Origin of the sequence: Bradyrhizobium sp. B124 (assembly GCF_038967635.1) — a bacterium.
Classification (GTDB): domain Bacteria; phylum Pseudomonadota; class Alphaproteobacteria; order Rhizobiales; family Xanthobacteraceae; genus Bradyrhizobium.
Genome location: NZ_CP152413.1, coordinates 3,814,768 through 3,838,265, shown reverse-complemented (window position 1 = coordinate 3,838,265; position 23,498 = coordinate 3,814,768). Strand labels below are relative to the sequence as shown.

The window sequence follows — 23,498 nt, the reverse complement described above, 5'->3', positions numbered from 1 at the left end:
CGACCACATTTGCGTGAGGCCGGTCGCAGCGTCCGCTTGTCCTCTCGTCGTGTGGAGCGGCCGGATTGCACCGCCGGATACAATGGTGAAGCGGAACAGGGGGCCGCGGCGCCAGTATCCGGCGCTTTTTGCTTCCGCACGCGAATATGCCGGGGCCGGTCACGATACCGCCATAGTGGGAGGGTCTTGCGGTGGGCTGGCTGGATCGGCAGGCCTAACGGCCTAATCTGCCAATCGATTCGGCATGGGTTACCTTTGGGCGATCCTTGCGGATAAACGCCAAAAGCGGCATTGTCGCTCGCCGGGATGCCGCCGCTTGGGTTCGCATTTTGAGACTGATCGCAGGATCTTGTCGCGAAGATCTTGGCCGTAAATCCTTCGTGGCCTTAAACCCCTGGAGCAAGGCGACCGTGATGCTGTCCACCCGTTTCAACCGCCTGACGATTGCCGTTCTTGCTGCCGCGGCGCTTGCCGTGCCTGCGCAGCTGTCGGCGCAGACGCCCGACCATCCGACCGACAATGCCGCGCAATTCCCGAGCAAGACCGACCTGAAGTCGCTGACCACCGCCGGCAGCTATCTGGCCGCCCGCCACGCCAGTGTCGAGCGCGATGCGGCCTCGGCTGCTGCGTTCTACCGCTCGGCGCTGCGCACCGATCCGAAGAATTCCGAGCTGCTCGACCGCGCCTTCATCTCCTCGCTCGCCGACGGCGACATTGATGAGGCGGTGAAGCTCGCCGACCGCATCCTGACCCAGGACAAGGCCAACCGCGTCGCCCGCCTCGTGGTCGGCGTGCGCGACCTCAAGCTGAAGAAATACGCCGCCGCGCAGTCCAACATCAACCAGTCGGTGCGCGGTCCGATCACCGACCTGGTGGCGACGCTGCTGTCGGCCTGGGCGGCCTATGGCGCCGGCGACAGCAAGGGTGCGGTCGCATCGATCGACAAGCTGACCGGCCCCGAATGGTATCCGATCTTCAAGGACCTGCACGCCGGCATGATCTACGAGCTGTCCGGCAAGGAGAAGGATGCCGGGGCCCGCTTCGAGAAGGTGTTCAAGCTCGACGATTCGATGCTGCGCACGGTCGACGAATATGCGCGCTGGACCTCGCGCAACAAGGATGCCGCCGCCGCGACCGCGATGTACGAGGCGTTCGACAAGAAGCTGCCGCGTCATCCGCTGGTGCTGGAAGGCATCAAGGAAACCAAGGCCGGCAAGAAGCTGCCGCCGCTGATCGATTCACCGCAGGCCGGCGCCGCCGAGGCGCTGTACGGCATCGGCGCGACGCTGACCCGCCGCGGCGGCGAGGACCTCGCGCTGGTCTATCTGCAGCTCGCGCTCTACCTGCAGCCGAACCATCCGCTGGCCCTGCTGTCGCTCGCCGATCTCTATGAATCGGTGAAGAAGCCGCAGATGGCAATCAAGGTCTATGAGCGGATGCCGGCGTCCTCGCCGCTGAAGCGCAACGCGCAGATCCAGCTCGCGACCAATCTCGACGCCGCCGACCGCAGCGACGAGGCGATCAAGATCCTCAAGGAAGTCACCGCGGATCAGCCGAAGGATATCGAGGCGATCCTTGCGCTCGGCAATATCGAGCGCGGCCGCAAGAAGTTCGCCGACTGCGCGACCACCTATTCGCAGGCGATCGACGCGCTGCCGGCCGCCGGCGGCGACAAGAACGCCTGGGTCACCTACTACTATCGCGGCATCTGCGAGGAGCGCTCCAAGCAGTGGAACAAGGCCGAGGCCGACATGCGCAAGGCGCTCGAGCTGCAGCCCGAGCAGCCGCATGTGCTGAACTATCTCGGCTATTCCTGGATCGACCAGGGCATCAACCTCGACGAAGGCATGAAGATGATCAAGCGTGCCGTCGATCAGCGCCCTGATGACGGCTACATCGTCGACTCCCTCGGCTGGGCCTATTACCGGATCGGCAATTACGACGAGGCGGTGAAGAACCTCGAGCGTGCGATCGACCTGAAGCCGGAAGATCCGACCATCAACGACCATCTCGGCGATGCCTATTGGCGCGTCGGCCGCACGCTGGAAGCCAAGTTCCAGTGGGCCCATGCCCGCGACCTCAAGCCCGAGCCGGAAGAGCTGCCGAAGATCCAGGCCAAGATCGACAACGGCCTGCCGGACGACACCTCGAACGCCGCCTCCGCCGACAAGAAGAAGGACGACGACGGCAAGGGCGGTTGATCCCGGTATAACCGCCAGCGTGCATTGCCAATCGAGACGTCATGCCTGGGCTTGTTCCGGGCAGCGACGCTTCCACATCGTCATGGCCGGGCTTGACCCGGCCATCCATCCCCTTCGTGAGATGAATTTTCGGTTGATGGATGCCCGGGTCAAGCCCGGGCATGACGAGCGGAGGCGGAATTTCCGTGCAAACAAAGGGATAGGATCGTGAGGCGATTTACGCTAATCGCAGCACAATGTTTGTTTTTAGGGGTTTATCGCCGTGCCGGCGCTGATTGAAGAAGGGCGTGCCAAGGTCAACCTGACGCTGAAGGTTGTCGGGCGGCGCGTCGATGGGTTTCACGACCTGGAGAGCGTCGTCGCGTTTGCCGATTGCGCCGATCGTCTCACGCTCGAGCCGGGGCCCGAGCTGTCGCTCTCGATGCTGGGGCCGCTGGCCGATGCCTGCGGCGATACGTCTGATAATCTCGTGCTCAAGGCCGCGCGACTGCTCGGCGAGCGCGTCGCGGACCTCGAGGTCGGCCACTTCACGCTGGAGAAGGTGCTGCCCGTCGCGGCCGGTATTGGCGGCGGCTCGGCGGATGCCGCGGCTGCACTGCGGCTTTTGGCGCGGCTCAACGAGCTCTCGCTCGACGATAGCAGGATCATGGAGGTCGCGCTGCAGACCGGCGCCGACGTGCCGGTATGCGTCGCCTCGCGCGCCTGCGACATGACCGGCGTCGGCGAGGGCCTGCTGCCGCTCGACCTGCCGAAAATGCCGTGCGTGCTGGTCAATCCGCGCGTGCCGGTTGCGACCAAGGATGTCTTCAATGCGCTTGGGCTGCGCCATGGCGAGCTCCTGATCGGCGCCACCGATGTCGTGATGCAGGCGTCGTCCTGGCCGGACGCCGGCCACGCGGTCGACGACTGGATCGCGGCGCTTTCGCGCGGCACCAACGATCTCGAAGCGCCCGCCGCGCGCATCGAGCCCGTCATCAGCGACGTCTTGTCCGCGCTGCGTGCGACCAAGGGCGTTCGCCTGGTGCGCATGTCGGGCTCCGGCGCGACCTGCTTTGCGGTGTTCGGAACCGATGTCGATGCCCAGGCCGCCGGCGAAAAGCTCCGCGCCGCACATCCCGGCTGGTGGGTGCATGCGGGCGCGCTGAGCTGAGGGCGCTCGCAATTACTTCGTCGGGTGGGTTAGCCGTAGGCGTAACCCACCGACCGATCTCTCATCGATCGATCCGTTCATTTTGGCTGACAATGGTGGGTTACGCTTCGCTAACCCACCCTACGCACCGTGTTCCGGGCGGGTGCGACAAACTGCCCCGACGGGCAACTCAGATTGTAGGATGGGTAGAGCGCAGCGAAACCCATCGCCTTATACCGTGGCGCCAATGATGGGTTTCGCTGCGCTCTACCCATCCTACGGAGCTGCGCGCCGTCAGCGCTCACTAATTTGTTCCGATTTTCAGAATTTGACTTGACGCCTGATCCAACTCAGATGTTCAATACATGCGTGTCACCCGATCGAGGGGCGCTTCGCGGTCGTCACGAACGTGGGTCGAGATGGGGTGGACGCCGATCGTGCAACTGACGAGTGCGCGTGAAGCGGACGGTGAAGTCGTGTGGTCCTGACGCCCTAGCGGCAGGTGTCCTCTCGCAAGATGCAGCGCGTCTTGCGAAGGCGGTGACAAGCAAGCCCAGTCTCGCCGGGGAGAGCACGAAGTAAGCCGTAACCCATCGCGCAGGGAAAGCCGGATTGCTCCGGTTACACCTGTGGTCCTACCCCCGAGCTTTCTACCTTTTGCTCGGGGCCCATGGGTGCGATCGGCACCCGGCTTTCCCTGCGCCCTCTGAAGGGGAGAGGGCGGAACGAAGAGCACAGCTCGGGCAGATCATGTCGCGAGAATTCGGAAGCATGACTCAAAAGTCGAGCCACACATTCAGTGTCGTCCCGGGCTTGACCCGGGACTCATAACCACAAATGGAAGTTGCTGCGCGACGCTGGGGCCACTGCCCTCTCCAACAACACAACCCTGTGGTTATGGGTCCCTGCTTCGCAGGGACGACGAACGGAGAGAAGCGTGTACTTGGGCTCCATCACCGTCACCCTGAGGAGGCCGCGGAGCGGCCGTCTCGAAGGGTCGACGGCCACCAGCGGGGCCGTGCATCCTTCGAGACGCCGCTTCGCGGCTCCTCAGGATGACGGGTTTGATAGTGTTGGCAGGGACGACGTCGCCGCTACTGCGGCATCATCCCACCTCAACGCCGGGCAGCGTTGCGCCCCTGATTGCTTGGCAAGCCAAACCCCGTTTGCCATAACAGGATGAAACAACAACGTTGTGCGTGCGGGACCGTTCGAAAATCCGCCTGCAGCCAATGAGCCGGGAGGATGCCATGGCCAATATCCGCGTACTCGCCACCGATCTCGAGTTTCCCGAAGGTCCCGTCGTCATGCCCGACGGTTCGGTCGTGCTGGTCGAAATCCGCGGCCAGCGGCTGACCCGGATCTATCCCGACGGGCGCAAGGAGATCGTCGCCAAGGTGCCGGGCGGCCCGAACGGCGCGGCACTCGGCCCGGACGGCAAGATGTACGTCTGCAACAATGGCGGCTTCTCCTGGATCCCGACCCGCAACATGATCATGCCGGGTCCGCAGCCGGAGGATTATCTCGGCGGTTCGATCCAGCGCGTCGATCTGCAATCCGGCAAGGTCGAGACCGTGGTGACGAAGTGCGGCGAGCATGAGCTGCGCGGGCCGAACGATCTGGTGTTCGACAAGCACGGCGGCCTGTGGTTCTCCGACCTCGGCAAGCGCCGCGCCCGCGAGATGGATGTCGGTGCATTCTATTATCTGAAGCCCGGCATGAACGAGATCGTCGAGGCCGTGCACGGCATCCTGCCGGCCAACGGCATCGGCCTGTCGCCGGATGAGAAGACCGTCTACATCGCGGAGACGCCGACGGCGCGGCTGTGGGCCTATGAGGTGTCCGAGCCCGGCACCATCAAGCCGCGCGACGTGATCTATCGCGGCGAGCGCGGCAAGCCGATCGCGGGCCTCGGCGGCTACCAGATGTTCGATTCGCTCGCCGTCGAAGCATCGGGCAATGTCTGCGTCGCGACGCTGATTTCGGGCTGCATCTCGGTGATCGCGCCTGACGGCACCGTGGTCGAGCAGGTGCCGACCGGCGACCGCGTCACCACCAACATCGCCTTCGGCGGCCCCGACCTGAAGACCGCGTACATCACGCTGTCCGGCAAGGGCGAACTGATCGCGATGGACTGGTCGCGGCCGGGATTGCCGCTGAATTTTCTGAACAAGTGACGTAAGAACGTCATTGCGAGCGAAGCGAAGCAATCCATGCCGCCACGAACACGGAGGGAATGGATTGCTTCGTCGCTTCGCTCCTCGCAATGACGGAAAGGAATCAAAATGCCCTGGCTTGAACCGGTCACCCTTCGCGGTGCGCATGCGTGGCTCGAACCGTTGTCCCATGATCATCGCGACGGTCTCGTCGACGCAGTGAAGGACGGCCATCTCTCTCAACTCTGGTACACCTCGATCCCGCAGCCGGAGAACATGGCCAAGGAGATCGACCGCCGGCTCGGCCTGCAGGCGGCCGGATCGATGCTGCCGTTCACCGTGTTCGATGCCGACGGCCGGATCTCGGGCATGTCGACCTACATGAATGTCGACACGCCGAACCGCCGCGTTGAGATCGGCTCGACCTGGTACGCCAAGCGTGTGCAGCGCAGCGCGGTCAACACGCAGTGCAAACTGCTGCTGCTCCAACACGCCTTCGAGAAGCTCGATTGCATTGCAGTCGAGTTCCGCACGCATTTCTTCAATCACCAGAGCCGGCGCGGTATCGAGCGTCTGGGTGCCAAGCAGGACGGCATCCTGCGCAGCCATCAGATCGCGCCCAACGGTACGTTGCGCGACACCGTGGTTTACAGCATCATCGCCAGCGAATGGCCGACGGTGAAGGCGCATCTCAACTATCAACTCAACGAAAAGCCGCGCTGACACTTTGGTCGGCGCCAGAAGCGAGACGATGGAAACGTTCGATTATGTGATCATCGGCGCAGGCTCCGCCGGGAGCGTGCTGACCAACCGGTTGAGTGAAGACGCTGCTGTCAGGGTGTGCGTGCTCGAGGCGGGGCCGAGTGACTGGCATCCTTACATCCATCTGCCGGCCGGCTTCATCAAGACCTTCCACATGACGAGCGTGAACTGGGCCTATCAGCAGGAGGTGGGTCCCTACACCGGCGGGCGCAGCATCTACGCGCCGCGCGGCAAGACACTCGGCGGCTCGTCGTCGATCAACGGCCACATCTACAATCGCGGCCAGCGCCAGGATTTCGACACCTGGGCGCAGCTCGGCAATCGCGGCTGGGGCTATCCCGACGTGCTGCCGTACTTCCGGCGCATGGAGCGGCGGATCGGCGAGGGCGACGATACCTATCGCGGCCGCGACGGCAATCTCACCGTCACCACGATGGACTGGCAGGACCCGCTCTGCGAAGCCTTCATGGCGGGCGCGGTCAGCCTCGGGATTCCGCGCAATCCCGACTACAATGGCCAGATCCAGGAGGGCGTGTCGTACTGCCAGCGCACCATCCTGAACGGGCGCCGGGTCAGCGCTGCGACCGCGTTCCTGCATCCGGCGCGGAAGCGGCCGAATGTCGACGTACGCACGCATGCGCATGTCACCGGTATCATCTTCGAGGGCAAGCGCGCGGTCGGCGTGCGCTACAACCGCGGCGGCAAGCACGGCGATCCGCTCGAGATCCGCGCCACCAAGGAGGTCATCCTCTCCGGCGGCGCCTATAACTCGCCGCAGCTGTTGCAGCTCTCCGGCGTTGGTTCGCCCGACCTGCTGAAGTCGCACGGCATCGAGGTGCGCCACGCGCTGCCGGGTGTCGGCGAGGGCCTGCAGGATCATTACGCACCGCGCTCGGTGGCGCGGGTCAAGAACATCCGGACCATCAACGAGCTGCGCCGCGGCTTCAGCCTGTGGGGCGAGGCGATCAAATGGGCGACGACGCGGCGCGGGCTGCTGTCGCTGTCGCCGACCATGGTCTATTGCTTCTGGCATTCTGGCGAGACCACCGAGAGCTCCGATTTGCAGCTCACCTTCACGCCGGCGAGCTACAAGGAAGGCGTGCAGGGCCAGCTCGAGGACGAGCCCGGCATGACGGTGGCCTCATGGCAGCAGCGGCCGGAGAGTCGCGGCTATGTCCGGATCCGCTCCGCCGATCCGTTCGCGCCGCCGATCATCCAGACCAACTATCTTGCCGAGGCGATCGACCGCCGCGTCGTCGTCGCCGGCATGAAGCTGGCGCGCCGGCTGCTCGCCTCCGAGCCGCTCAAGCCGTATTTCGCCTATGAGGACTTTCCGGGTCCGAAGGTCACGAGCGACGAGGAGCTGCTCGCGGCCGCGACCCAGCGCGGCACCACCACCTTCCATCCCGGCTGTACCTGCCGGATGGGACCGGCCGATGCGTCCTGGGCCGTGGTCGACGACCAGCTTCGGGTCCATGGCATGGAGGGCCTGCGCGTGATCGACGCCTCGATCATGCCGCGGATGATATCGGCCAACCTCAACGCCTCGACCTTGATGATCGCCGACAAGGCCTCCGACATGATCCGCGGCAAGACCCCCGAAGCCGCCGCGAAACTGCCGGAGTATGCGTGAGGCGATTGCGCGGTGATATTCGCGCCGATGCTCGTCGATCAGCGCGTTCGATCCATCACCGTCATCCTGAGGTGCGAGCGGAGCGAGCCTCGAAGGATCGACGGCCACCAGCCGGGCCGTGCACCCTTCGAGGCCCGCTTCGCGGGCACCTCAGGGTGACGGGATCGGCGTCTGAATGATCGAACCAGAAGGAGCTCAGCCGTAGACGAACGCCTTGTCCTCGAGGTCGATCGCCGGGAATTCGTCCTTCTCGGCCCAGTAGTCCTGGTTGTGCTGCCACTCCGGCTTGTCGCCGCGCTTCGGCAACAGGTGCATGCCGCGCATCATGTAGCCGGGGTTGAAGTTCTCCGGATCGATCCACGGCAGCAGCGGCATGTTGTGGTCTTCGGGGCGCAGCGCCGGCGTCACTTTCTTCACACCGGTTGCCTTCATGTGCTTGAGCATGCGGCAGACGAAGTCGCCGACCAAGTCGACGCGCAAGGTCCAGCTGGCGCGGAAATAGCCGAACACCCAGACGAGGTTCGGCACGCCGGTGAACATCATGCCGCGATAGGTCACGGTGTCCTTGAAGTCGAGCGGCTTGCCGTCGATTGCGAAGTCGATGCCGCCATTGGCGGAGAGGTGGAAGCCGGTCGCGGTGATGATGATGTCGGCCTCGAGCTCCTTGCCGGACTTGAGCAGGATGCCCTTCTCGGTGAAGCGCTCGATCTCGTCGGTGACGACGGAGGCCTTGCCGCCCTTGATGGCGTGGAACAGGTCGGCATCCGGAATGAAGGCGATGCGCTGCCGCCACGGCCGGTAGCGCGGCGTGAAGTGGGTGGCGATGTCGTAGTCCTTGCCGAGGACGGCCTCGACCGCCGCAAGCAGGTCCTTCTTGGCGCCCTCGGGCTCGGCGAAGGTCCGCCTGGTGAAGGCGTCCTGCTCGAACAGGATCTTGCGGCGGGTGATCTCGTGGATCCAGGCCTCGTCGACCTGCAGCCGGCGCAACTCCTCGGCGATCTCGATCGCGTTGCGGCCGGTGCGGAAATAGGTCGGCGAACGCTGCAGCATGGTGACATGGCCGGCGTCCTTGGCCATCGCCGGGATCAGGGTCGCAGCCGTTGCGCCGGAGCCGATCACGACCACGCGCTTGCCCTTGTAGTCGAGGTGGTCGGGCCAGGTCTGCGGATGCACGACCGTGCCCTTGAACTTCGCCATGTCGGTCCATTCGGGCGTATAGCCCGCGTCGTGGCGGTAGTAGCCCTGGCACATCCAGAAGAAGTTGGTGGTGAAGCGCAGCTGCTCACCGGTGTCGATACGCGTCGCGTCGATGGTCCAGAGATTGGTCTCGTTCGACCACTTCGCCGCGGTGATGGTGTGGCGATAGCGGATGTGGCGGGCGAGATCGTTCTCGTCGATCACCTCGCCCATGTATTTCAGGATCTCGGCCGCACTGGCGATCGGGGCGCTGGTCCACGGCTTGAAGCGGTAGCCGAACGTATGCAGGTCGCTGTCGGAGCGGATGCCCGGATAGCGGTGAGTGGACCAGGTGCCGCCGAACGTCTTCTGCGTCTCCAGCACCACGAAGCTGGTGCCCGGGCATTGCGTGGTGAGGTGGTAGGCGGCGCCAACGCCGGAGATGCCGGCGCCCGCGATCAGGACGTCGAAATGCTCTGATGTGACGGGCTCGGCGGCGCGGATTTGGGTCTGGACGTTCATCTTCCCTGGTCTTCTTCTTGGTTGGAGCGGTTCAGTAAAACGCCGGAGCGAATGCCCCGGCGTTTGCGTGAACTAGACTTCGCGGCGGCTGAGGAATGCCAGCCGCTCGAACAGGTGCACGTCCTGCTCGTTCTTGAGCAGCGCGCCATGCAGCGGCGGGATCAGCTTGCGCGGATCACGCTCCCTGAGCATCTCGGGCGTGATGTCCTCGTTCAAGAGTAGCTTGAGCCAGTCGAGCAGCTCCGAGGTCGAGGGCTTCTTCTTCAGGCCCGGCACCTCGCGGACCTCGAAGAAGATCCGCAGCGCCTCTTCCACCAGCCGCTTCTTGATGCCGGGGAAGTGCACGTCGACGATCTTGTTCATGGTGTCGGCGTCGGGGAACTTGATGTAGTGGAAGAAGCAGCGGCGCAGGAACGCGTCCGGCAGTTCCTTCTCGTTGTTCGACGTGATCATCACGATCGGGCGCAGCTTCGCCTTGATGGTCTCACCGGTCTCGTAGACATGGAACTCCATGCGGTCGAGTTCGAGCAAGAGGTCGTTGGGGAATTCGATGTCGGCCTTGTCGATCTCGTCGATCAGGAGCACCGGACGCTTCTCGTGGGTGAAGGCCTCCCACAGCTTGCCGCGCTTGATGTAGTTCTTGATGTCGGACACGCGCGCGTCGCCGAGCTGGCTGTCGCGCAGCCGCGACACCGCGTCGTATTCATAGAGGCCCTGCTGCGCCTTGGTGGTCGACTTGATGTGCCAGGTCAAAAGCGGCGCGTCGATCGCCTTGGCGACTTCCTCGGCCAGCACGGTCTTGCCGGTGCCGGGCTCGCCCTTCACCAGCAGCGGGCGCTCGAGCACGATGGCGGCATTGACGGCGACCTTGAGGTCATCGGTGGCGACGTAGTCCTTGGTACCCGTGAATTTCATCTATCTGGTTGCCTTGTTTCGTTCGTTGGCCGCATGGGTCTCACCTTGGGCCTCAACATGAAACGACCGCTCTCGCAGCGGCCGTCGGAGATGCAAATTTTTCGATCACGCTCGTCTGATCATCGATACGATCGCCAGCACGATGCAAGCGCCGATCGTCGCGTTGAGGATGTCGCGGATCGCGCTGCCGCCGAGGCCGACGCCGAGGCGCGGCAGCAGCCAGCTCGCCACCAGCGCGCCGATGATGCCGACAACCATGTTGCCGATCAGCCCGAAGCCCGCGCCGCGCACGATCAGCCCAGCGAGCCAGCCGGCAATCGCACCGATCACCAGTGCCGCAATGATGCCCATTCAAACGTCCTGCCCAATGTCTTGTCAGGCGCAATTGTAATTGAAAAAGCCGGGCGGTCTAGGGCGGATTCCGCAGCGCAGCGGTACCCTGAACGGCGCGGCACGCATGGAATGTCGACCGTCATGTTTCCGCCGCGCGGAATGACCGCCGCACGGATACGGGGCGGGGCGTCGTTGGGTGGACCCCCGCAAGACATGGCGCCAGGGGCCAAATCAAGGCGGATCGCCGGTCTCGGCATGGCTCGGCCCCTTGACGCCACCGGTCCAGCGGGCGATCTAGGTGAGTATGTTCCTGCAGTTCTTCACATCGCTGCGCGACGCCCAGGTCCCCGTGACGCTACGGGAATATCTGACCTTGATGGAAGCGCTTGACGCCGATCTCGCCGAACAGACCGTCGAGAACTTCTACTATTTGTCGCGTGCCGCCCTGGTGAAGGACGAGCGCAATCTCGACAAGTTCGACCGGGTGTTCGGCACCGTGTTCAAGGGGCTCGAGAGCCTGCTCGACGCCATGGGCAAGGCGGAGATCCCCGAGGAGTGGCTGAAGAAGCTCGCCGAGAAATATCTCACCGAGGAAGAGAAGAAGCAGATCGAGGCCATGGGCTGGGACAAGCTCATGGAGACCTTGAAGAAGCGGCTCGAGGAACAGAAGGGCCGTCACCAGGGCGGCAGCAAGTGGATCGGCACCGCGGGCACCTCGCCGTTCGGCGCCCACGGCTACAATCCCGAAGGCGTACGCATCGGGCAGGAAAAGAACCGCAACAACCGCGCCGTGAAGGTGTGGGACAAGCGCGAGTTCAAGGATCTCGACGGCAATGTCGAGCTCGGCATCCGCAACATCAAGGTCGCGCTGCGGCGGCTGCGCAAGTTCGCGCGCACCGGCGCGCCCGACGAGCTCGATCTCGACACCACGATCAAGGAGACCGCCAACCACGGCTATCTCGACGTGCACATGCGCCCCGAGCGGCGCAACGCGGTCAAGGTGCTGGTGTTCTTCGATATCGGCGGTTCGATGGATTCGCATATCGAGCAGGTCGAGGAATTGTTCTCGGCCGCCAAGAGCGAATTCAAGCACATGGAATATTTCTACTTCCACAACTGCCTCTATGAAGGCGTCTGGAAGCAGAACAAGCGGCGCTTCACCGATCGCACGCCGACCTGGGACGTGCTGCACAAGTACCCGCACGACTACAAGGTGGTGTTCGTCGGCGACGCCTCGATGTCGCCTTACGAAATCATGGTGCCCGGCGGCTCGGTCGAGCATGTCAACGAAGAGGCCGGCTCGGTCTGGCTCGACCGCATCACCCGCACCTATCCGCATGCGGTGTGGCTCAATCCGGTGGCGCAGAAGCACTGGGACTATTCGGAATCGACCACCATCATCCGCCGCCTGTTCTCCGAGCGCATGTATCCGATCACGATCGAGGGTCTGGAGCACGCGATGCGGGAGCTGGTGCGGTAAACGCGCAAGGCGTCGCGCGCCGACGGGCGCGCCAACAACATCCAGGGAGAGCTCCATGCCCCAGAACATCCACCGCGGCATCAAGGTGATGATCGACGAGGCCAATGCCGAGATCGAGACCATCAGCGCGGCCGATGCGATCACGCTGATCGGCAAGAACGACGTCGTGATCGTCGACATCCGCGACCCGCGCGAGATCGAGCGCGACGGCAAGATCCCCGGCGCATTCTCCTGCACCCGCGGCATGCTCGAGTTCTGGATCGATCCGAACAGCCCCTACGCCAAGCCGATCTTCCAGGAAGACAAGAAGTTCATCTTCCACTGCGCCGGCGGCCTGCGCTCGGCGCTCGCCGCCAAGACCGCGAAGGACATGGGCCTGAAGCCGGTCGCCCATATGGGCGGCGGCTTCGCCGCCTGGCGCGAGGCCGGCGGTCCGATCGAGGCGTGGGAGCCGAAGAAGAAGGGCTAAGCCAAGATGTCACACGCCGGCTTGACCCGCGTGTCCATCGTTTCGAGGCAAGATGGATTGCCGGATCAAGTCCGGCAATGACGATGGAGTGACAGGTAAGATGACCACCACCGACGATCCGCTCGTTTCGACCGAATGGCTGGCTGCGCATCTCGGCGACGCCAACGTCAAGGTGCTCGACGCGACCTTCAAGCTGCCCGGCGTGCTGCCGCTGCCGAAGGACGACTATCTCGCCGCGCATCTGCCCGGCGCTGTGTTCTTCGACGTCGACGCGGTGTCCGATCATTCCAATCCACTGCCGCACATGTTTCCGAGCGCCGAGCAGTTCGGCCGCGACATCGGCGCGCTCGGCATCAGCAATGCCGATACCGTCGTGATCTATGATTCCGGCGGCTGGGTCGCGGCGCCGCGCGCTTGGTGGATGTTCCTGTCCTATGGCCATCGCAACGTGCGCATTCTCAACGGCGGCCTGAAGAAGTGGCGCGCCGAGGGCAGGGCGGTCGAGAGCGGCGAGGTGAAGCCGAAGCCTGCAATGTTCAAGGCGAGCTATGATGCGAAGCGCGTGCGCAGCATCGAGCAGATGATCGCCAATGTCGAAAGCCGTGCCGAGCAGGTGATCGATGCGCGCGCCGCCGAGCGCTTCGAGGGCCGCGCGCCGGAGCCGCGGCCGGGCATCCGCGCCGGCCACATCCCGGGCGCCCGCAACGTGCCCTACAACCAACTGTTCGATGCTGCCACCGGCGAGATGAAGCCGCTCGACGATCTGCGCAAGTCGTTCAGTGGTGCGGGTGTCAAGCTCGACGCGCCTGTTGTCACGAGCTGCGGCTCCGGCGTCTCGGCCGGCGTGCTGACGCTTGCGCTCTACCGGCTCGGCGTCACGGACACCGCGCTCTATGACGGCTCGTGGTCGGAATGGGGACAGGCGAGCGGCCCGCCGATCGCGACGGGGCCGGCTTGAGCGAAAGCGTTTTCGAGCGAAGTGGATGCCGGTTCGCGTGAAGAAAACGCGTCAAAACAAGAAGGTCTAACGCCGGGTGAGCGGTGCCAGGATCGGCTGGCCGAACGGATCAAGCTGCTGCTGAACGGCCTGCCGAACCGGCGGCGCGCGGACGATCCGCCGGCGCTCCTTGCGATGCGCGGGCTTGCTGGTCGCACTGCGCTCCGGCTTCTTCGCTTCAGTGGCCTTCGGCACGGCCGGTGCTTCGACGACAACTTCGGGTCCACCCAGCGTTGCGATCCTGGTCGCGGCTGCGATGGCCTCGGGTGACGGCGGCGGTGCGGGCTCCGGCGTAGCCATCGCGGGTGCCGGTGCGGCGGGCGCGGGTTCGCTGGGTGCGGCAGGCGGATCGGCCACCGCGGCGACCTTGGCCTCGGCTGGCGCCGGTGCTGCTTCCGTGGAAACCGGCGCGGGCTGCGATGCGGGCGACGGATCCGCGGCCGGAGGTTGCGGAGCGACTTCAGCGGACTGCGCTGGTGCAGGAGTTTCGACCGTCTGGGCTTCCTGCTTCGGCGGGGCGGGCGGCGGATCATCCGCCTTCACCGCGGCGAGCTTCGCCGGCTCGGCTGGAGGAGAGGCTTCGGCAGGAGCAGCCGGCTCGGAGGCGGCAACTGGCTCTGAGGGTGTCGAGGGGACCGGGCTGTCGGCCACCGCCTTGTCTGCGGCTGATGGCTCGACCCGCACCATGGCGAGCACCGGCGGGGCCTCGGGCTGCTGCGCGAATTGCGGCTCGGGCGGGGCCCGGCGGGCCGGAATGCTGGCGAATTCCTCATGCGCCGCGCGAAACAGCGCGGCTGCCCCTAACCCGAACACTAGAAGCGAGGTAGCCAGCACGATCGCGGCGAACAAGAATCGAAGGCCGGGGAGCATGGGCGCGGGTTCCCCCTTCTGCGGGAGGCTCTTTGACGTCGAGGGAACGCGGTGACCACACAAGAAAGCTGGCGTCGCGAGCGACGAATCAGGCCGATTCGAAGATATCGCAACCCTCGAAGACTGTTTGTTACAAAATGCGGGTGATTGATGACTTTGGGCAGGTGGACAAACATTCCCGACCCATGAGACATCTTTGCCGCAGCGTTGACGGCACATCACAAAAGCCCGAAATGGCCCGGATTTCGCGGATTTGTCTTGAATGCGCCGCTATCTTCCTGCATTGGGCCGTTAACAGTCCGGTGTGGCTTGGGGACTATAATAGAGCAATGATGATCAACCGCATTCTGACGATTTGCGCTGCCGCGGCTCTCGGCGTGGCGGGAACCTCGCTTGCGCGTGCGCAGCAGAGCTATCCGGCTCCCCAGGGCCCGGTCTATTCGGCCGCGCCGCAGCCCTACTCGCAGGGCAGCATGCCGGATTTCGACTCGCTCGACGATGAAGACGCGCCGCGCAATTCGGCCGCGCTGCCGCCGCCCGGCCCGGTGATGTCGCCGGATGACCCGCGCTATGGTCGCCCGATGAATGCGCCGGTCTATTCCGATCGTGGTGCGCCGTCCGGTCCGGTGATGTCGCCGGACGATCCGCGCTATGGCCGCCCGATGAATTCCCAGCCGGTCTACTCCGACCGCGGTGCGCCGACCGGTCCGGTGATGTCGCCCGATGATCCGCGCTATGGCCGGCCGATGGGGCCGCCGCCGGTGATCTATGGCGATCGTCCGGGCGCGCAGCAAGCCAATCGCGACAATGGCGTTCCGGCCGCCGGCGTGTCCTACGGCGACGACCGCGGCGGTATGCGTCCGCCCGAGGGCGTGACCGGAGCGGTGCCGCAGCAGCAGGCGCCGGTCGATGCCAATGGCAAGCCGCTGCAGATCGCGGCGCTGCCGGCGGACGAGCAGCCGGAAGACGGCCCGGCGCAACTGGCCCCGAATCTGCGGCGCCAGGAAGTGGCGTTCGCGACCAAGGAGCCGGCCGGCACGATCGTTGTCGATACGCCGAATACCTACCTCTATTACATCCTGGGCAATGGCCGGGCGATCCGTTATGGCGTCCGCGTCGGCCGCGACGGCTTCACCTGGACCGGGGTGCAGAAGATCACCCGCAAGGCCGAGTGGCCGGATTGGCATCCGCCGACGGAGATGATCGAACGCCAGCCCTATCTGCCGCGCTTCATGGCCGGCGGACCCGGCAACCCGCTCGGCGCCCGCGCGATGTATCTCGGCTCGACCGTGTACCGTATTCACGGCACCAACCAGCCGTCGACCATCGGCAAGTTCGTCTCGTCGGGTTGCATCGGCATGCTGAACGAGGACGTCTCGGACCTGTTCGAGCGCGCCAAGGTCGGCACCCGTGTGGTTGTGCTGCCCGGCGGCGCAGCCCCGGGCACGACGACGGCTTCCGCCGCGCCGCCGCCTAACCCGATGGCCCCCGCTCAGGCGGCGCCACTGCCCGGCACGCAGCCGACCTCGGTCCAGCCGCTGCCCGCGCCGGTCACGGTGCGCTAGGCCAACCGGCAAACTCGTCACTGAAAAAGGCGCGCGAACAGCGCGCCTTTTTTATTTGCCGATCGATGTCCGATCTCAGGCCAGCCGCCGCGGCGGCTCGCTGCCCTTGGTGAACGCGTCGATGCACGCGACCATCTGCTGATAGTGCGTCTGCAAGCTCTCGCGCGTCGCATAGCCGAGGTGCGGCGTGATCACGACATTGTCGAGCTTGCGGAGCGGGTGGTCTGATGGCAGCGGCTCGACCGAGAACACGTCGATGCCGGCGCCGGCGATCTTCTTCTCGCGCAGCGCCGCAAGCAGGGCGTCTTCGTCGACGATCGGCCCGCGCGCGGTGTTGACGAGATAGGCCTGTGGCTTCATGCGGGTAAGATCGGCGGCGCCGACCAGTCCGCGTGAGCGCGGGCTCAGCACGACATGGATGGTGATGATGTCTGATGTCGCGAACAACTCGTCCTTGCTGGCGTAGCCGACGCCGGCCTCCTTGCATTTCTCCGGCGTCAGGTTGGGGCTCCAGGCGATCACGTTCATGCCGAACGCCTTGGCCATGCCGGCGACCTTGCTGCCGAGCTTGCCGAGGCCGATGACACCGAGCGTCTTGCCTTCGATCTCGGTGCCGGCAAAGCTCTGCCACGCCTCGCCGGCGTGCATCCGCGCATTCTCGCGGCCGATGCCACGCGTCAGCTCCAGGATCAGGCCCATGGTCAGGGGCGCGGTGGGATCGCGGCTATATTGGGTGCCGCACAGCACCACCTGGCGCTCCTTGGCGGCCTCCATGTCGATCGCAGCATTGCGCATGCCCGACGTGATCAGCAGCTTCAGCCTGGGCAACGCGTCGAGCAGGCTGCGCGGGAACGGCGTGCGCTCGCGCATCGCACAGACGATCTCGAAATCCTTCAGCCTCTCCGCTGCTTCCGCCCCGCTCGCGAACGGCTTGTCGAACACGGTGACCTCGACGCGGTCCTTGATCGCCGGCCAGTCGGCCAGCGAAAGCGCGATGTCGAAATAGTCGTCGAGGATTGCACAGCGGAGCCGCGTCATCGGAAAGGTCCATTCAGGGTGAGGGCGACGGCGGACAATCAACCGTCGGGGACGCCTGATGGTCGCGCGCAATCGGCAGGCGCGCAAGCGGCCGCGGTTTCAAGAAGCGGCGATTGCCGGACGGCTCAGGATGGCCTGCGCGTCTTCGCGGTGCGGATATCGGCGAGCATCGATCGGACCGCCGGCGACAGCGCCATCTGCTTGGCACGGCAGGCCGGACCCGGGCCGCGCATATAGTGCAGTTCCGGTCGGTAGGGATTGAAAGCCTTGGCAACGAAAGCCCGCCAGAGGGCGCTGAATTCGGCGAACAGCGTCGCCTCGCGTTTGGTCGTGGAGCGCGAAAGAGGTGCTGAAATGATGGTAGCCATGACGTGGCCTCAACTGTTTGTCGCGGTTCTGCCGCGAAAATCGCCGTTTTCGGCGTTGAGAACGAGTTTTGGCCTGATTTATTAAAAGATAGTTTCAATTGTCGTGATTCGGCGCGCACATGGTGTCGAACCCGTAATCACCCGTGGCGAATGGACGGAACGTGGTGAACGGATGGAAAACGACCGCCCCGCGGTTGCGCTTTCGGGGGCCGGCCGTTACATCGGCCACAGCAAAATTTCCACAAATCGGATCAATTCCAGGGACAGCGGATGGCTCGCCAGTTCATCTATTTCATGCAGGGTCTGACCAAGGCGTATCCGACCCGCAAGGTGCTCGATAACATCCATCTGAGCTTCTATCCGGACGCCAAGATCGGCGTGCTCGGCGTCAACGGCTCGGGCAAGTCGACGCTGCTCAAGATCATGGCCGGCCTCGACAAGGAGTACAACGGCGAGGCCTGGGTCGCCGAGGGCGCCCGTGTCGGCTATCTCGAGCAGGAGCCGCACCTCGATCCCGCACTCAACGTCCGTGAGAACGTCATGCTCGGTGTCGCCAAGCAGAAGGCGATCCTCGACCGTTACAACGAGCTGGCCGTCAATTACTCGGACGAGACGGCTGACGAAATGACAAAACTGCAGGACGAGATCGAGGCGCAGGGCCTGTGGGATCTCGACAGCAAGGTCGACCAGGCGATGGACGCGCTGCGCTGCCCGCCTGACGATGCCGATGTCACAAAGCTGTCGGGCGGTGAACGCCGCCGCGTCGCGCTGTGCCGCTTGCTGCTCGACCAGCCGGAATTGCTGCTGCTGGACGAACCGACCAACCATCTCGACGCCGAGTCGGTGTCGTGGCTGGAAGGCCATCTGCGCAACTACCCGGGCGCGATCCTGATCGTGACCCACGACCGCTACTTCCTCGACAACGTCACCGGCTGGATCCTCGAGCTCGACCGCGGCAAGGGCATCCCCTACGAGGGCAACTATTCGTCCTGGCTGCAGCAGAAGCAGAAGCGGCTCGAGCAGGAAGGTCGCGAGGACGCCGCGCATCAGAAGACGCTGGCCCGCGAGCAGGAGTGGATCGCATCTTCGCCAAAGGCGCGTCAGGCCAAGTCCAAGGCACGTTACCAGCGCTATGAGGAGCTGCTGAAACAAGCCAGCGAAAAGCAGACCCAGACCGCGCAGATCACGATTCCGGTCGCCGAGCGTCTCGGTCAGAACGTTGTCGACTTCGAAGGCCTCAGCAAAGGTTTTGGCGACCGCATGCTGATCGACGATCTCACCTTCAAGCTGCCGCCGGGCGGCATCGTCGGCGTGATCGGTGCCAACGGCGCCGGCAAGACCACGCTGTTCAGGATGATCACCAAGCAGGAGACGCCGGACAAGGGCTCCATCACCGTCGGCGAGAGCGTACATCTCGGCTATGTCGACCAGTCGCGCGACGCGCTCGACGGCAAGAAGACGGTGTGGGAGGAGATCTCTGGCAACAACGAGCTGATCCTGCTCGGCAAGAAGGAAGTCAACTCGCGCGGCTATTGCTCGTCGTTCAACTTCAAGGGCGCCGACCAGCAGAAGAAGGTTGGCGCGCTGTCGGGCGGTGAACGCAACCGTGTGCATCTCGCCAAGATGCTGAAGTCGGGCGCCAACGTCCTGCTGCTCGACGAACCGACCAACGACCTCGACGTCGACACGCTGCGTGCGCTCGAAGAGGCGCTGGAGGATTTTGCCGGTTGTGCCGTCATCATCAGCCATGATCGCTGGTTCCTCGACCGCATCGCGACCCACATCCTGGCCTTCGAGGGCGACAGCCATGTCGAATGGTTCGAGGGCAACTTCCAGGATTACGAAAAGGACAAGATGCGCCGCCTCGGTCAGGACAGCATCATTCCGCACCGCGTGAAGTACAAGAAGCTGACGCGCTGATCGGTTGAAGTGGTCGAGCGCGGCTATCGCGCCGCGTTCGACCACTCCCTCGTTTTGGAGGATCGTGACGGCATCGCGGCGCAAATCTGCGGCCAGTTGTCGCTTTTCAAGTGCGCGGGATTGCGTAGATAGAGCGCTCCGCAATTTCAATTCCGCGAGCACTCCAACATGTCCGCACTTTCAGACGCGCCCGCCCGCTCGAAGGGCCGGCCGCTGCGTCCCGTTCCCATGCTGATCTTCGGATCGCGCTGGCTGCAATTGCCGCTCTATGTCGGCCTGATCATCGCCCAGGGCGTCTATGTCGTGCTGTTCCTGAAAGAGCTGTGGCACCTGTTCGCCCATGCCTTCGATTTCAGCGAGCAGCAGATCATGCTGGCCGTGCTCGGCCTGATCGACGTCGTCATGATCTCGAACCTCCTGGTGATGGTGATCGTCGGCGGCTACGAGACCTTCGTGTCGCGCCTCAATCTGCAGGGACATCCGGACGAGCCGGAATGGCTCAGCCACGTCAATGCCAGCGTGCTGAAGATCAAGCTGGCGATGGCGATCATCGGCATCTCCTCGATCCACTTGCTGCGCACCTTCATCGAGGCCGGTGCGCTGTCGTCCGGCAAGGGCACCTACACCGAGACCGGCGTGATGTGGCAGACCATCATCCACTGCGTCTTCATCCTGTCGGCGATCGGCATCGCCATCGTCGACAGGCTGTCGAACGACTCGATCGAGGGCGCCAAGCAGCAGGTTGGGCATTAGCCGGGATAACTAATAATGGCTGGCGCCGCGTCATCGCGCCGTGCGCTGGCCGAACAATGCCGGCGCGGTGATCCTGCCCAGCCATTCCGGGATTTCCGCGGCCTCGCGTGGGAATCCGCGCGCCATTGCCAGGATGAATGTGGTCTGCCAGACGCCGAATAGCACCAGCCAGGCCAGCCAGTCCGGAAATTTGACGATCGCGCCGTAAACGGCTCCGGCCGCTATGGCAGCGATCCAGTTCACGACAACGCTGTCGAGCCGCCTGAAGCCGGGATTGGTCAGCAGGACGCCAAGAATTGTGATCGCGCCGCCAACGGCTCCTCCGACGCTGCCGATGACGTAGCCCATGAACGGGTTATTGCCGAGCGTGTCCCTGACCTCGGCGGGGGTGGTGGTTGTGTCGGCGGTACCGACGTCAGCGGCGGCGACAGCTTTCGAATACTGGCCGAGTGACTGAAGCGTGACGCTGCTGGCATCGTAGGCCGCGATCCAGGCCGCAGCCGTCACCGCAACCACCAGTGCCAGCTGGAACCGGTCCTTGACGCCAAATATGAAGTTGCAGATCGCGACCACCAATCCAAATATCACACCGGGCAGGATCGTTATCCCACCGGTCGGCGTGGAATCCACGAACGAATATTGCAGAACGCCGGTGGCATACCTCACGGTAATGAAGCTGCCGACAACCGAGAAAAGCGCCAGCACGACGAAGGGCCAACTGGATCGGCCGCGCGACTGCGCGCGCTCGGCCGCCAGCATGCGGTCCACCGCGGCCCGCGTCTCGGCCGCGGCACTGCCCTGCGGCTCCAGGATCGTGACCGCCTTGAGATAGGCCGGGACCTGGTCGAGCGAGGTCGGCGCCATCATCACCGGCAGCACGCGATTGCTCGGGTTCGGCCATTTGGCTCGGGCAAAGGCGAGCTCGCTCAAGGTGTAGCGTCCCTTGGTCACCGATTCCGGGCTGATCAGGAACACCATAAAATCGCTGCTTTCGATGGCTTTTTCGACGCGCGCATCGAAGCTGTCGCCCGGCGGGAGATCGTCGTGCGAAAAGAAGACGTCATGGTCGCAATTGCGCAGGGACTGAGCGATGTTGTCAGCCTGCGATTCCAATTCGGAGGGAAATGACAAAAATATGCGCATGGCAAAACTTACCACCCAGAATTGAATTCTGACATTGCCGAATCCACGTTGCAATGCCTGTTTCCGCTAGTGTGCTGAATGCGAAGTTCGTGCGATTTCGCGGCAGCCGCTTTCACGAACTTCGCATTCATAAAGCACACTAGAATCATAAGTTTGCTAGTGTCCTTATCGAATCCGAAGTTCGCTCCGAAGGTGCGGCGAATGATACGAACTTCGGATTCGGGACACGAGGTGAGATCGATCATGAAATGGCCAGCCACCATCGTCGCATGCGCGGTGCTGCTGTGTGCGCCGCTGCAGCGGCCCGCATCCGCCGCCGACGCAGCGTTCACCCAGTTCATCGCCTCGCTGTGGCCGGAAGCCAAGGCGGCCGGCGTGTCGCGCGAAACCTTCGATCGCGAGACGCGCTCCCTCGAGCCCGACTACAAGCTGCCCGACCTGATCCTGCCCGGACGTCCGAAGACCGGCGCGCCGGCGCAGGCCGAATTCGTGCAGGTGCCGGCCGACTACATCAAGGAAGCCTCGATCGCGCGGCTCGCCACCGAGGGGCAGCGGCTGCTGCAGAAGTATCGTCCGTCGCTCGACGCGATCGAGAAGCGGTTCGGCGTTCCCCCCACCATCGTGCTGGCGATCTGGGGCCGCGAGACCGACTACGGCCGCTATTCGCTGCCCTACGACACGCTGCGCGTGGTGGCGACGCAGGCCTATGTCGGCCGCCGCAAGGATCAGTACCGCACCGAGTTCATCCTCGCACTGAAGATCCTTGGCGAGGGCGCCGTGACGCGCAAGGAGCTGCGCTCGTCGTGGGCGGGGGCGACCGGCTACACCCAGTTCCTGCCGTCGGAATATTACAAGCACGGCGTCGACCTCGATGGCGACGGCCGGGTCGACATCTGGCATTCGGTGCCGGACGCGCTCGCCTCCGCCGCGCAACAGCTCGTCAACAAGGGCTGGCAGCCCGGGGTGCGCTGGGCCTACGAGGTCACGGCACCCGCTAATGCCGATTGCACAATCGGTGTGCCCGAAGTGACAAAACCGATCAGCCAGTGGCTGCGGGCAGGCTTCGTGCCGGTGCGCGGCGCGAGGCTCAGCGCCACCGAGCAGGCGCAATCGGCCTCGCTGCTGCAGCCTGAAGGCAGCTACGGTCCGGCCTTCCTGACCACGCCGAACTACTTCGTGATCAAGGAGTACAATTTCTCCGATCTCTACGTGCTGTTCGTCGGCCATCTCGCCGACCGCATGACGAGCCCGCAGCCATTCGCGACGCCATGGTCGGCGTCGAAGCAGCTGCGCTCCGCCGATGTCGAGGCGATGCAGCAGCAGCTGACGAAGATCGGTCTCTACAAGGACAAGCTCGACGGCAAGGCCGGGATGCAGACCCGCGCCGCGCTCGGCGCCTATCAGAAGCAGGCCGGGCTCAAGGTCGATTGCTGGCCGAGCGAGGCAGTGCTGCGCGCGATGAACGGGCAGCGCTGACCGTCAGGCCTGCCTGGTGACGAAAACAAAAACCCGGCCGCAAGGCCGGGTTTTCGAGTGTGATGCTGAAAGCGTGTCGGTCGATCAGTCGCAAACCTGGATGCGACGGAAGCGCCAGCCGTAGCCGTCCCAGAAGCGCTCACGAACCCAGCGGCACGGAGCTTCTTCGACATAGGTCGGGGCCGGTGCAACATAGACCGGAGCGGGACGGGCGCCTGCGATCGCGCCGCCGAGCAGGGCGCCGCCGATCAGGCCACCGGCAACGCCGGCCGCGATGGCCCCGCCGTCACCAGCCTTGGCAGCCGGAGCAACCGCCAGCGAACCGGCAAGCGTGGTAACGGCGACAAGGGCAGCTAAAGTCTTCTTCATGTCTTTGGCTCTCCTGGAAGGTGGTGGCGTCGTGGTTCGGCGCCGGGTTTTAGGTGACTCACACGCTGATCTCGAACTGCTGTCTTGCTAAACAGCGCAGAACAGTCAACCGAAAGTAAACGTCGGCAGGCTCATCGCGCAGAAAAGCGGTTTTTTCTGGCCTTCTACAGCAGACGTCCCGGACAAACAGTCGGTTTTCCGGGACATCTGGTTCGAATTAATC

20 protein-coding genes are annotated in these 23,498 nt (G+C 64.2%); 12 read left to right on the top strand and 8 right to left on the bottom strand.

The window, feature by feature from the left end; all coding sequences use genetic code 11:
• Nucleotides 1-413 precede the first annotated feature (413 nt).
• From AAFG13_RS18455 to AAFG13_RS18435, 5 genes are all read left to right on the top strand, one after another.
• Nucleotides 414-2,201, top strand: a complete 1,788-nt coding sequence (locus AAFG13_RS18455; protein ID WP_342712916.1) for a tetratricopeptide repeat protein — start codon at nucleotides 414-416, stop codon at nucleotides 2,199-2,201.
• A gap of 262 nt (nucleotides 2,202-2,463) precedes the next feature.
• Entirely contained in the window at nucleotides 2,464-3,351 is an 888-nt protein-coding gene (locus AAFG13_RS18450) for a 4-(cytidine 5'-diphospho)-2-C-methyl-D-erythritol kinase (RefSeq protein ID WP_212315516.1), read from the top strand.
• Nucleotides 3,352-4,580: 1,229 nt separating this feature from the next.
• On the top strand, nucleotides 4,581-5,507 hold the full coding sequence (locus AAFG13_RS18445; RefSeq protein ID WP_342712915.1) for an SMP-30/gluconolactonase/LRE family protein: 927 nt from the start codon (nucleotides 4,581-4,583) through the stop codon (nucleotides 5,505-5,507).
• Between the two features lie 108 nt (nucleotides 5,508-5,615).
• The gene (locus AAFG13_RS18440; RefSeq protein ID WP_342712913.1) at nucleotides 5,616-6,209 is read left to right on the top strand and encodes a GNAT family protein; all 594 of its coding nucleotides are present in this window, start codon (nucleotides 5,616-5,618) and stop codon (nucleotides 6,207-6,209) included.
• A gap of 28 nt (nucleotides 6,210-6,237) precedes the next feature.
• Complete coding sequence (locus tag AAFG13_RS18435; RefSeq protein ID WP_342712912.1) at nucleotides 6,238-7,881, top strand: GMC family oxidoreductase N-terminal domain-containing protein; 1,644 nt, start codon at nucleotides 6,238-6,240, stop codon at nucleotides 7,879-7,881.
• 195 nt (nucleotides 7,882-8,076) lie between these two features.
• Here AAFG13_RS18435 and AAFG13_RS18430 read toward each other — a convergent pair whose 3' ends face one another.
• The 3 genes from AAFG13_RS18430 to AAFG13_RS18420 all read right to left on the bottom strand — a co-directional run bounded on the left by AAFG13_RS18430 (nucleotide 8,077) and on the right by AAFG13_RS18420 (nucleotide 10,845).
• Nucleotides 8,077-9,579 (bottom strand): NAD(P)/FAD-dependent oxidoreductase, encoded by a 1,503-nt coding sequence (locus AAFG13_RS18430; RefSeq protein WP_342712911.1) that lies wholly within the window; start codon nucleotides 9,577-9,579, stop codon nucleotides 8,077-8,079.
• A 72-nt stretch (nucleotides 9,580-9,651) separates the two neighbouring features.
• Complete coding sequence (locus AAFG13_RS18425; RefSeq protein WP_092124583.1) at nucleotides 9,652-10,494, bottom strand: MoxR family ATPase; 843 nt, start codon at nucleotides 10,492-10,494, stop codon at nucleotides 9,652-9,654.
• Between the two features lie 105 nt (nucleotides 10,495-10,599).
• The gene (locus AAFG13_RS18420; RefSeq protein WP_342712910.1) at nucleotides 10,600-10,845 is read right to left on the bottom strand and encodes a GlsB/YeaQ/YmgE family stress response membrane protein; all 246 of its coding nucleotides are present in this window, start codon (nucleotides 10,843-10,845) and stop codon (nucleotides 10,600-10,602) included.
• A gap of 286 nt (nucleotides 10,846-11,131) precedes the next feature.
• Between AAFG13_RS18420 and AAFG13_RS18415 the strand changes: the two genes are divergently transcribed.
• The 3 genes from AAFG13_RS18415 to sseA all read left to right on the top strand — a co-directional run bounded on the left by AAFG13_RS18415 (nucleotide 11,132) and on the right by sseA (nucleotide 13,734).
• Complete coding sequence (locus AAFG13_RS18415) at nucleotides 11,132-12,307, top strand: VWA domain-containing protein (protein WP_166216842.1); 1,176 nt, start codon at nucleotides 11,132-11,134, stop codon at nucleotides 12,305-12,307.
• Nucleotides 12,308-12,362: 55 nt separating this feature from the next.
• Nucleotides 12,363-12,776 carry a rhodanese-like domain-containing protein gene (locus tag AAFG13_RS18410; RefSeq protein WP_016847778.1) on the top strand — a complete coding sequence of 138 codons (414 nt, stop codon included), beginning with the start codon at nucleotides 12,363-12,365 and terminating at the stop codon, nucleotides 12,774-12,776.
• Nucleotides 12,777-12,876: 100 nt separating this feature from the next.
• Nucleotides 12,877-13,734, top strand: coding sequence for a 3-mercaptopyruvate sulfurtransferase (gene sseA, locus AAFG13_RS18405; RefSeq protein ID WP_212311636.1), 858 nt, complete (start codon nucleotides 12,877-12,879; stop codon nucleotides 13,732-13,734).
• Between the two features lie 66 nt (nucleotides 13,735-13,800).
• On the opposite strand, the gene AAFG13_RS18400 is transcribed toward sseA, so the two are convergent.
• Nucleotides 13,801-14,643 (bottom strand): hypothetical protein, encoded by an 843-nt coding sequence (locus tag AAFG13_RS18400; protein ID WP_342712909.1) that lies wholly within the window; start codon nucleotides 14,641-14,643, stop codon nucleotides 13,801-13,803.
• A 329-nt stretch (nucleotides 14,644-14,972) separates the two neighbouring features.
• On the opposite strand from AAFG13_RS18400, the gene AAFG13_RS18395 reads away from it, so the two are divergent.
• A complete protein-coding gene (locus AAFG13_RS18395; protein WP_342712908.1) occupies nucleotides 14,973-16,208 on the top strand; it encodes a L,D-transpeptidase family protein in 1,236 nt (411 codons plus the stop codon).
• Nucleotides 16,209-16,283: 75 nt separating this feature from the next.
• Here the strand turns inward: AAFG13_RS18395 and AAFG13_RS18390 are convergent, their stop codons facing one another.
• Both AAFG13_RS18390 and AAFG13_RS18385 read right to left on the bottom strand, forming a co-directional pair.
• Complete coding sequence (locus tag AAFG13_RS18390; protein ID WP_342712907.1) at nucleotides 16,284-17,246, bottom strand: D-2-hydroxyacid dehydrogenase family protein; 963 nt, start codon at nucleotides 17,244-17,246, stop codon at nucleotides 16,284-16,286.
• Between the two features lie 125 nt (nucleotides 17,247-17,371).
• Nucleotides 17,372-17,614, bottom strand: a complete 243-nt coding sequence (locus AAFG13_RS18385; protein ID WP_342712906.1) for a hypothetical protein — start codon at nucleotides 17,612-17,614, stop codon at nucleotides 17,372-17,374.
• A gap of 270 nt (nucleotides 17,615-17,884) precedes the next feature.
• Here AAFG13_RS18385 and ettA point away from each other — a divergent pair, with 270 nt between their 5' ends.
• On the top strand, nucleotides 17,885-19,534 hold the full coding sequence (gene ettA / locus AAFG13_RS18380; RefSeq protein ID WP_212311631.1) for an energy-dependent translational throttle protein EttA: 1,650 nt from the start codon (nucleotides 17,885-17,887) through the stop codon (nucleotides 19,532-19,534).
• A gap of 168 nt (nucleotides 19,535-19,702) precedes the next feature.
• Nucleotides 19,703-20,287 carry a TIGR00645 family protein gene (locus tag AAFG13_RS18375; RefSeq protein WP_176533115.1) on the top strand — a complete coding sequence of 195 codons (585 nt, stop codon included), beginning with the start codon at nucleotides 19,703-19,705 and terminating at the stop codon, nucleotides 20,285-20,287.
• A 30-nt stretch (nucleotides 20,288-20,317) separates the two neighbouring features.
• Here the strand turns inward: AAFG13_RS18375 and AAFG13_RS18370 are convergent, their stop codons facing one another.
• Nucleotides 20,318-21,430 (bottom strand): toll/interleukin-1 receptor domain-containing protein, encoded by a 1,113-nt coding sequence (locus AAFG13_RS18370; protein WP_212311630.1) that lies wholly within the window; start codon nucleotides 21,428-21,430, stop codon nucleotides 20,318-20,320.
• Between the two features lie 243 nt (nucleotides 21,431-21,673).
• On the opposite strand from AAFG13_RS18370, the gene AAFG13_RS18365 reads away from it, so the two are divergent.
• Nucleotides 21,674-22,906 carry a lytic murein transglycosylase gene (locus AAFG13_RS18365; RefSeq protein ID WP_342712905.1) on the top strand — a complete coding sequence of 411 codons (1,233 nt, stop codon included), beginning with the start codon at nucleotides 21,674-21,676 and terminating at the stop codon, nucleotides 22,904-22,906.
• A gap of 84 nt (nucleotides 22,907-22,990) precedes the next feature.
• Here the strand turns inward: AAFG13_RS18365 and AAFG13_RS18360 are convergent, their stop codons facing one another.
• Complete coding sequence (locus tag AAFG13_RS18360) at nucleotides 22,991-23,275, bottom strand: hypothetical protein (RefSeq protein ID WP_212311628.1); 285 nt, start codon at nucleotides 23,273-23,275, stop codon at nucleotides 22,991-22,993.
• Nucleotides 23,276-23,498: the final 223 nt, after the last annotated feature.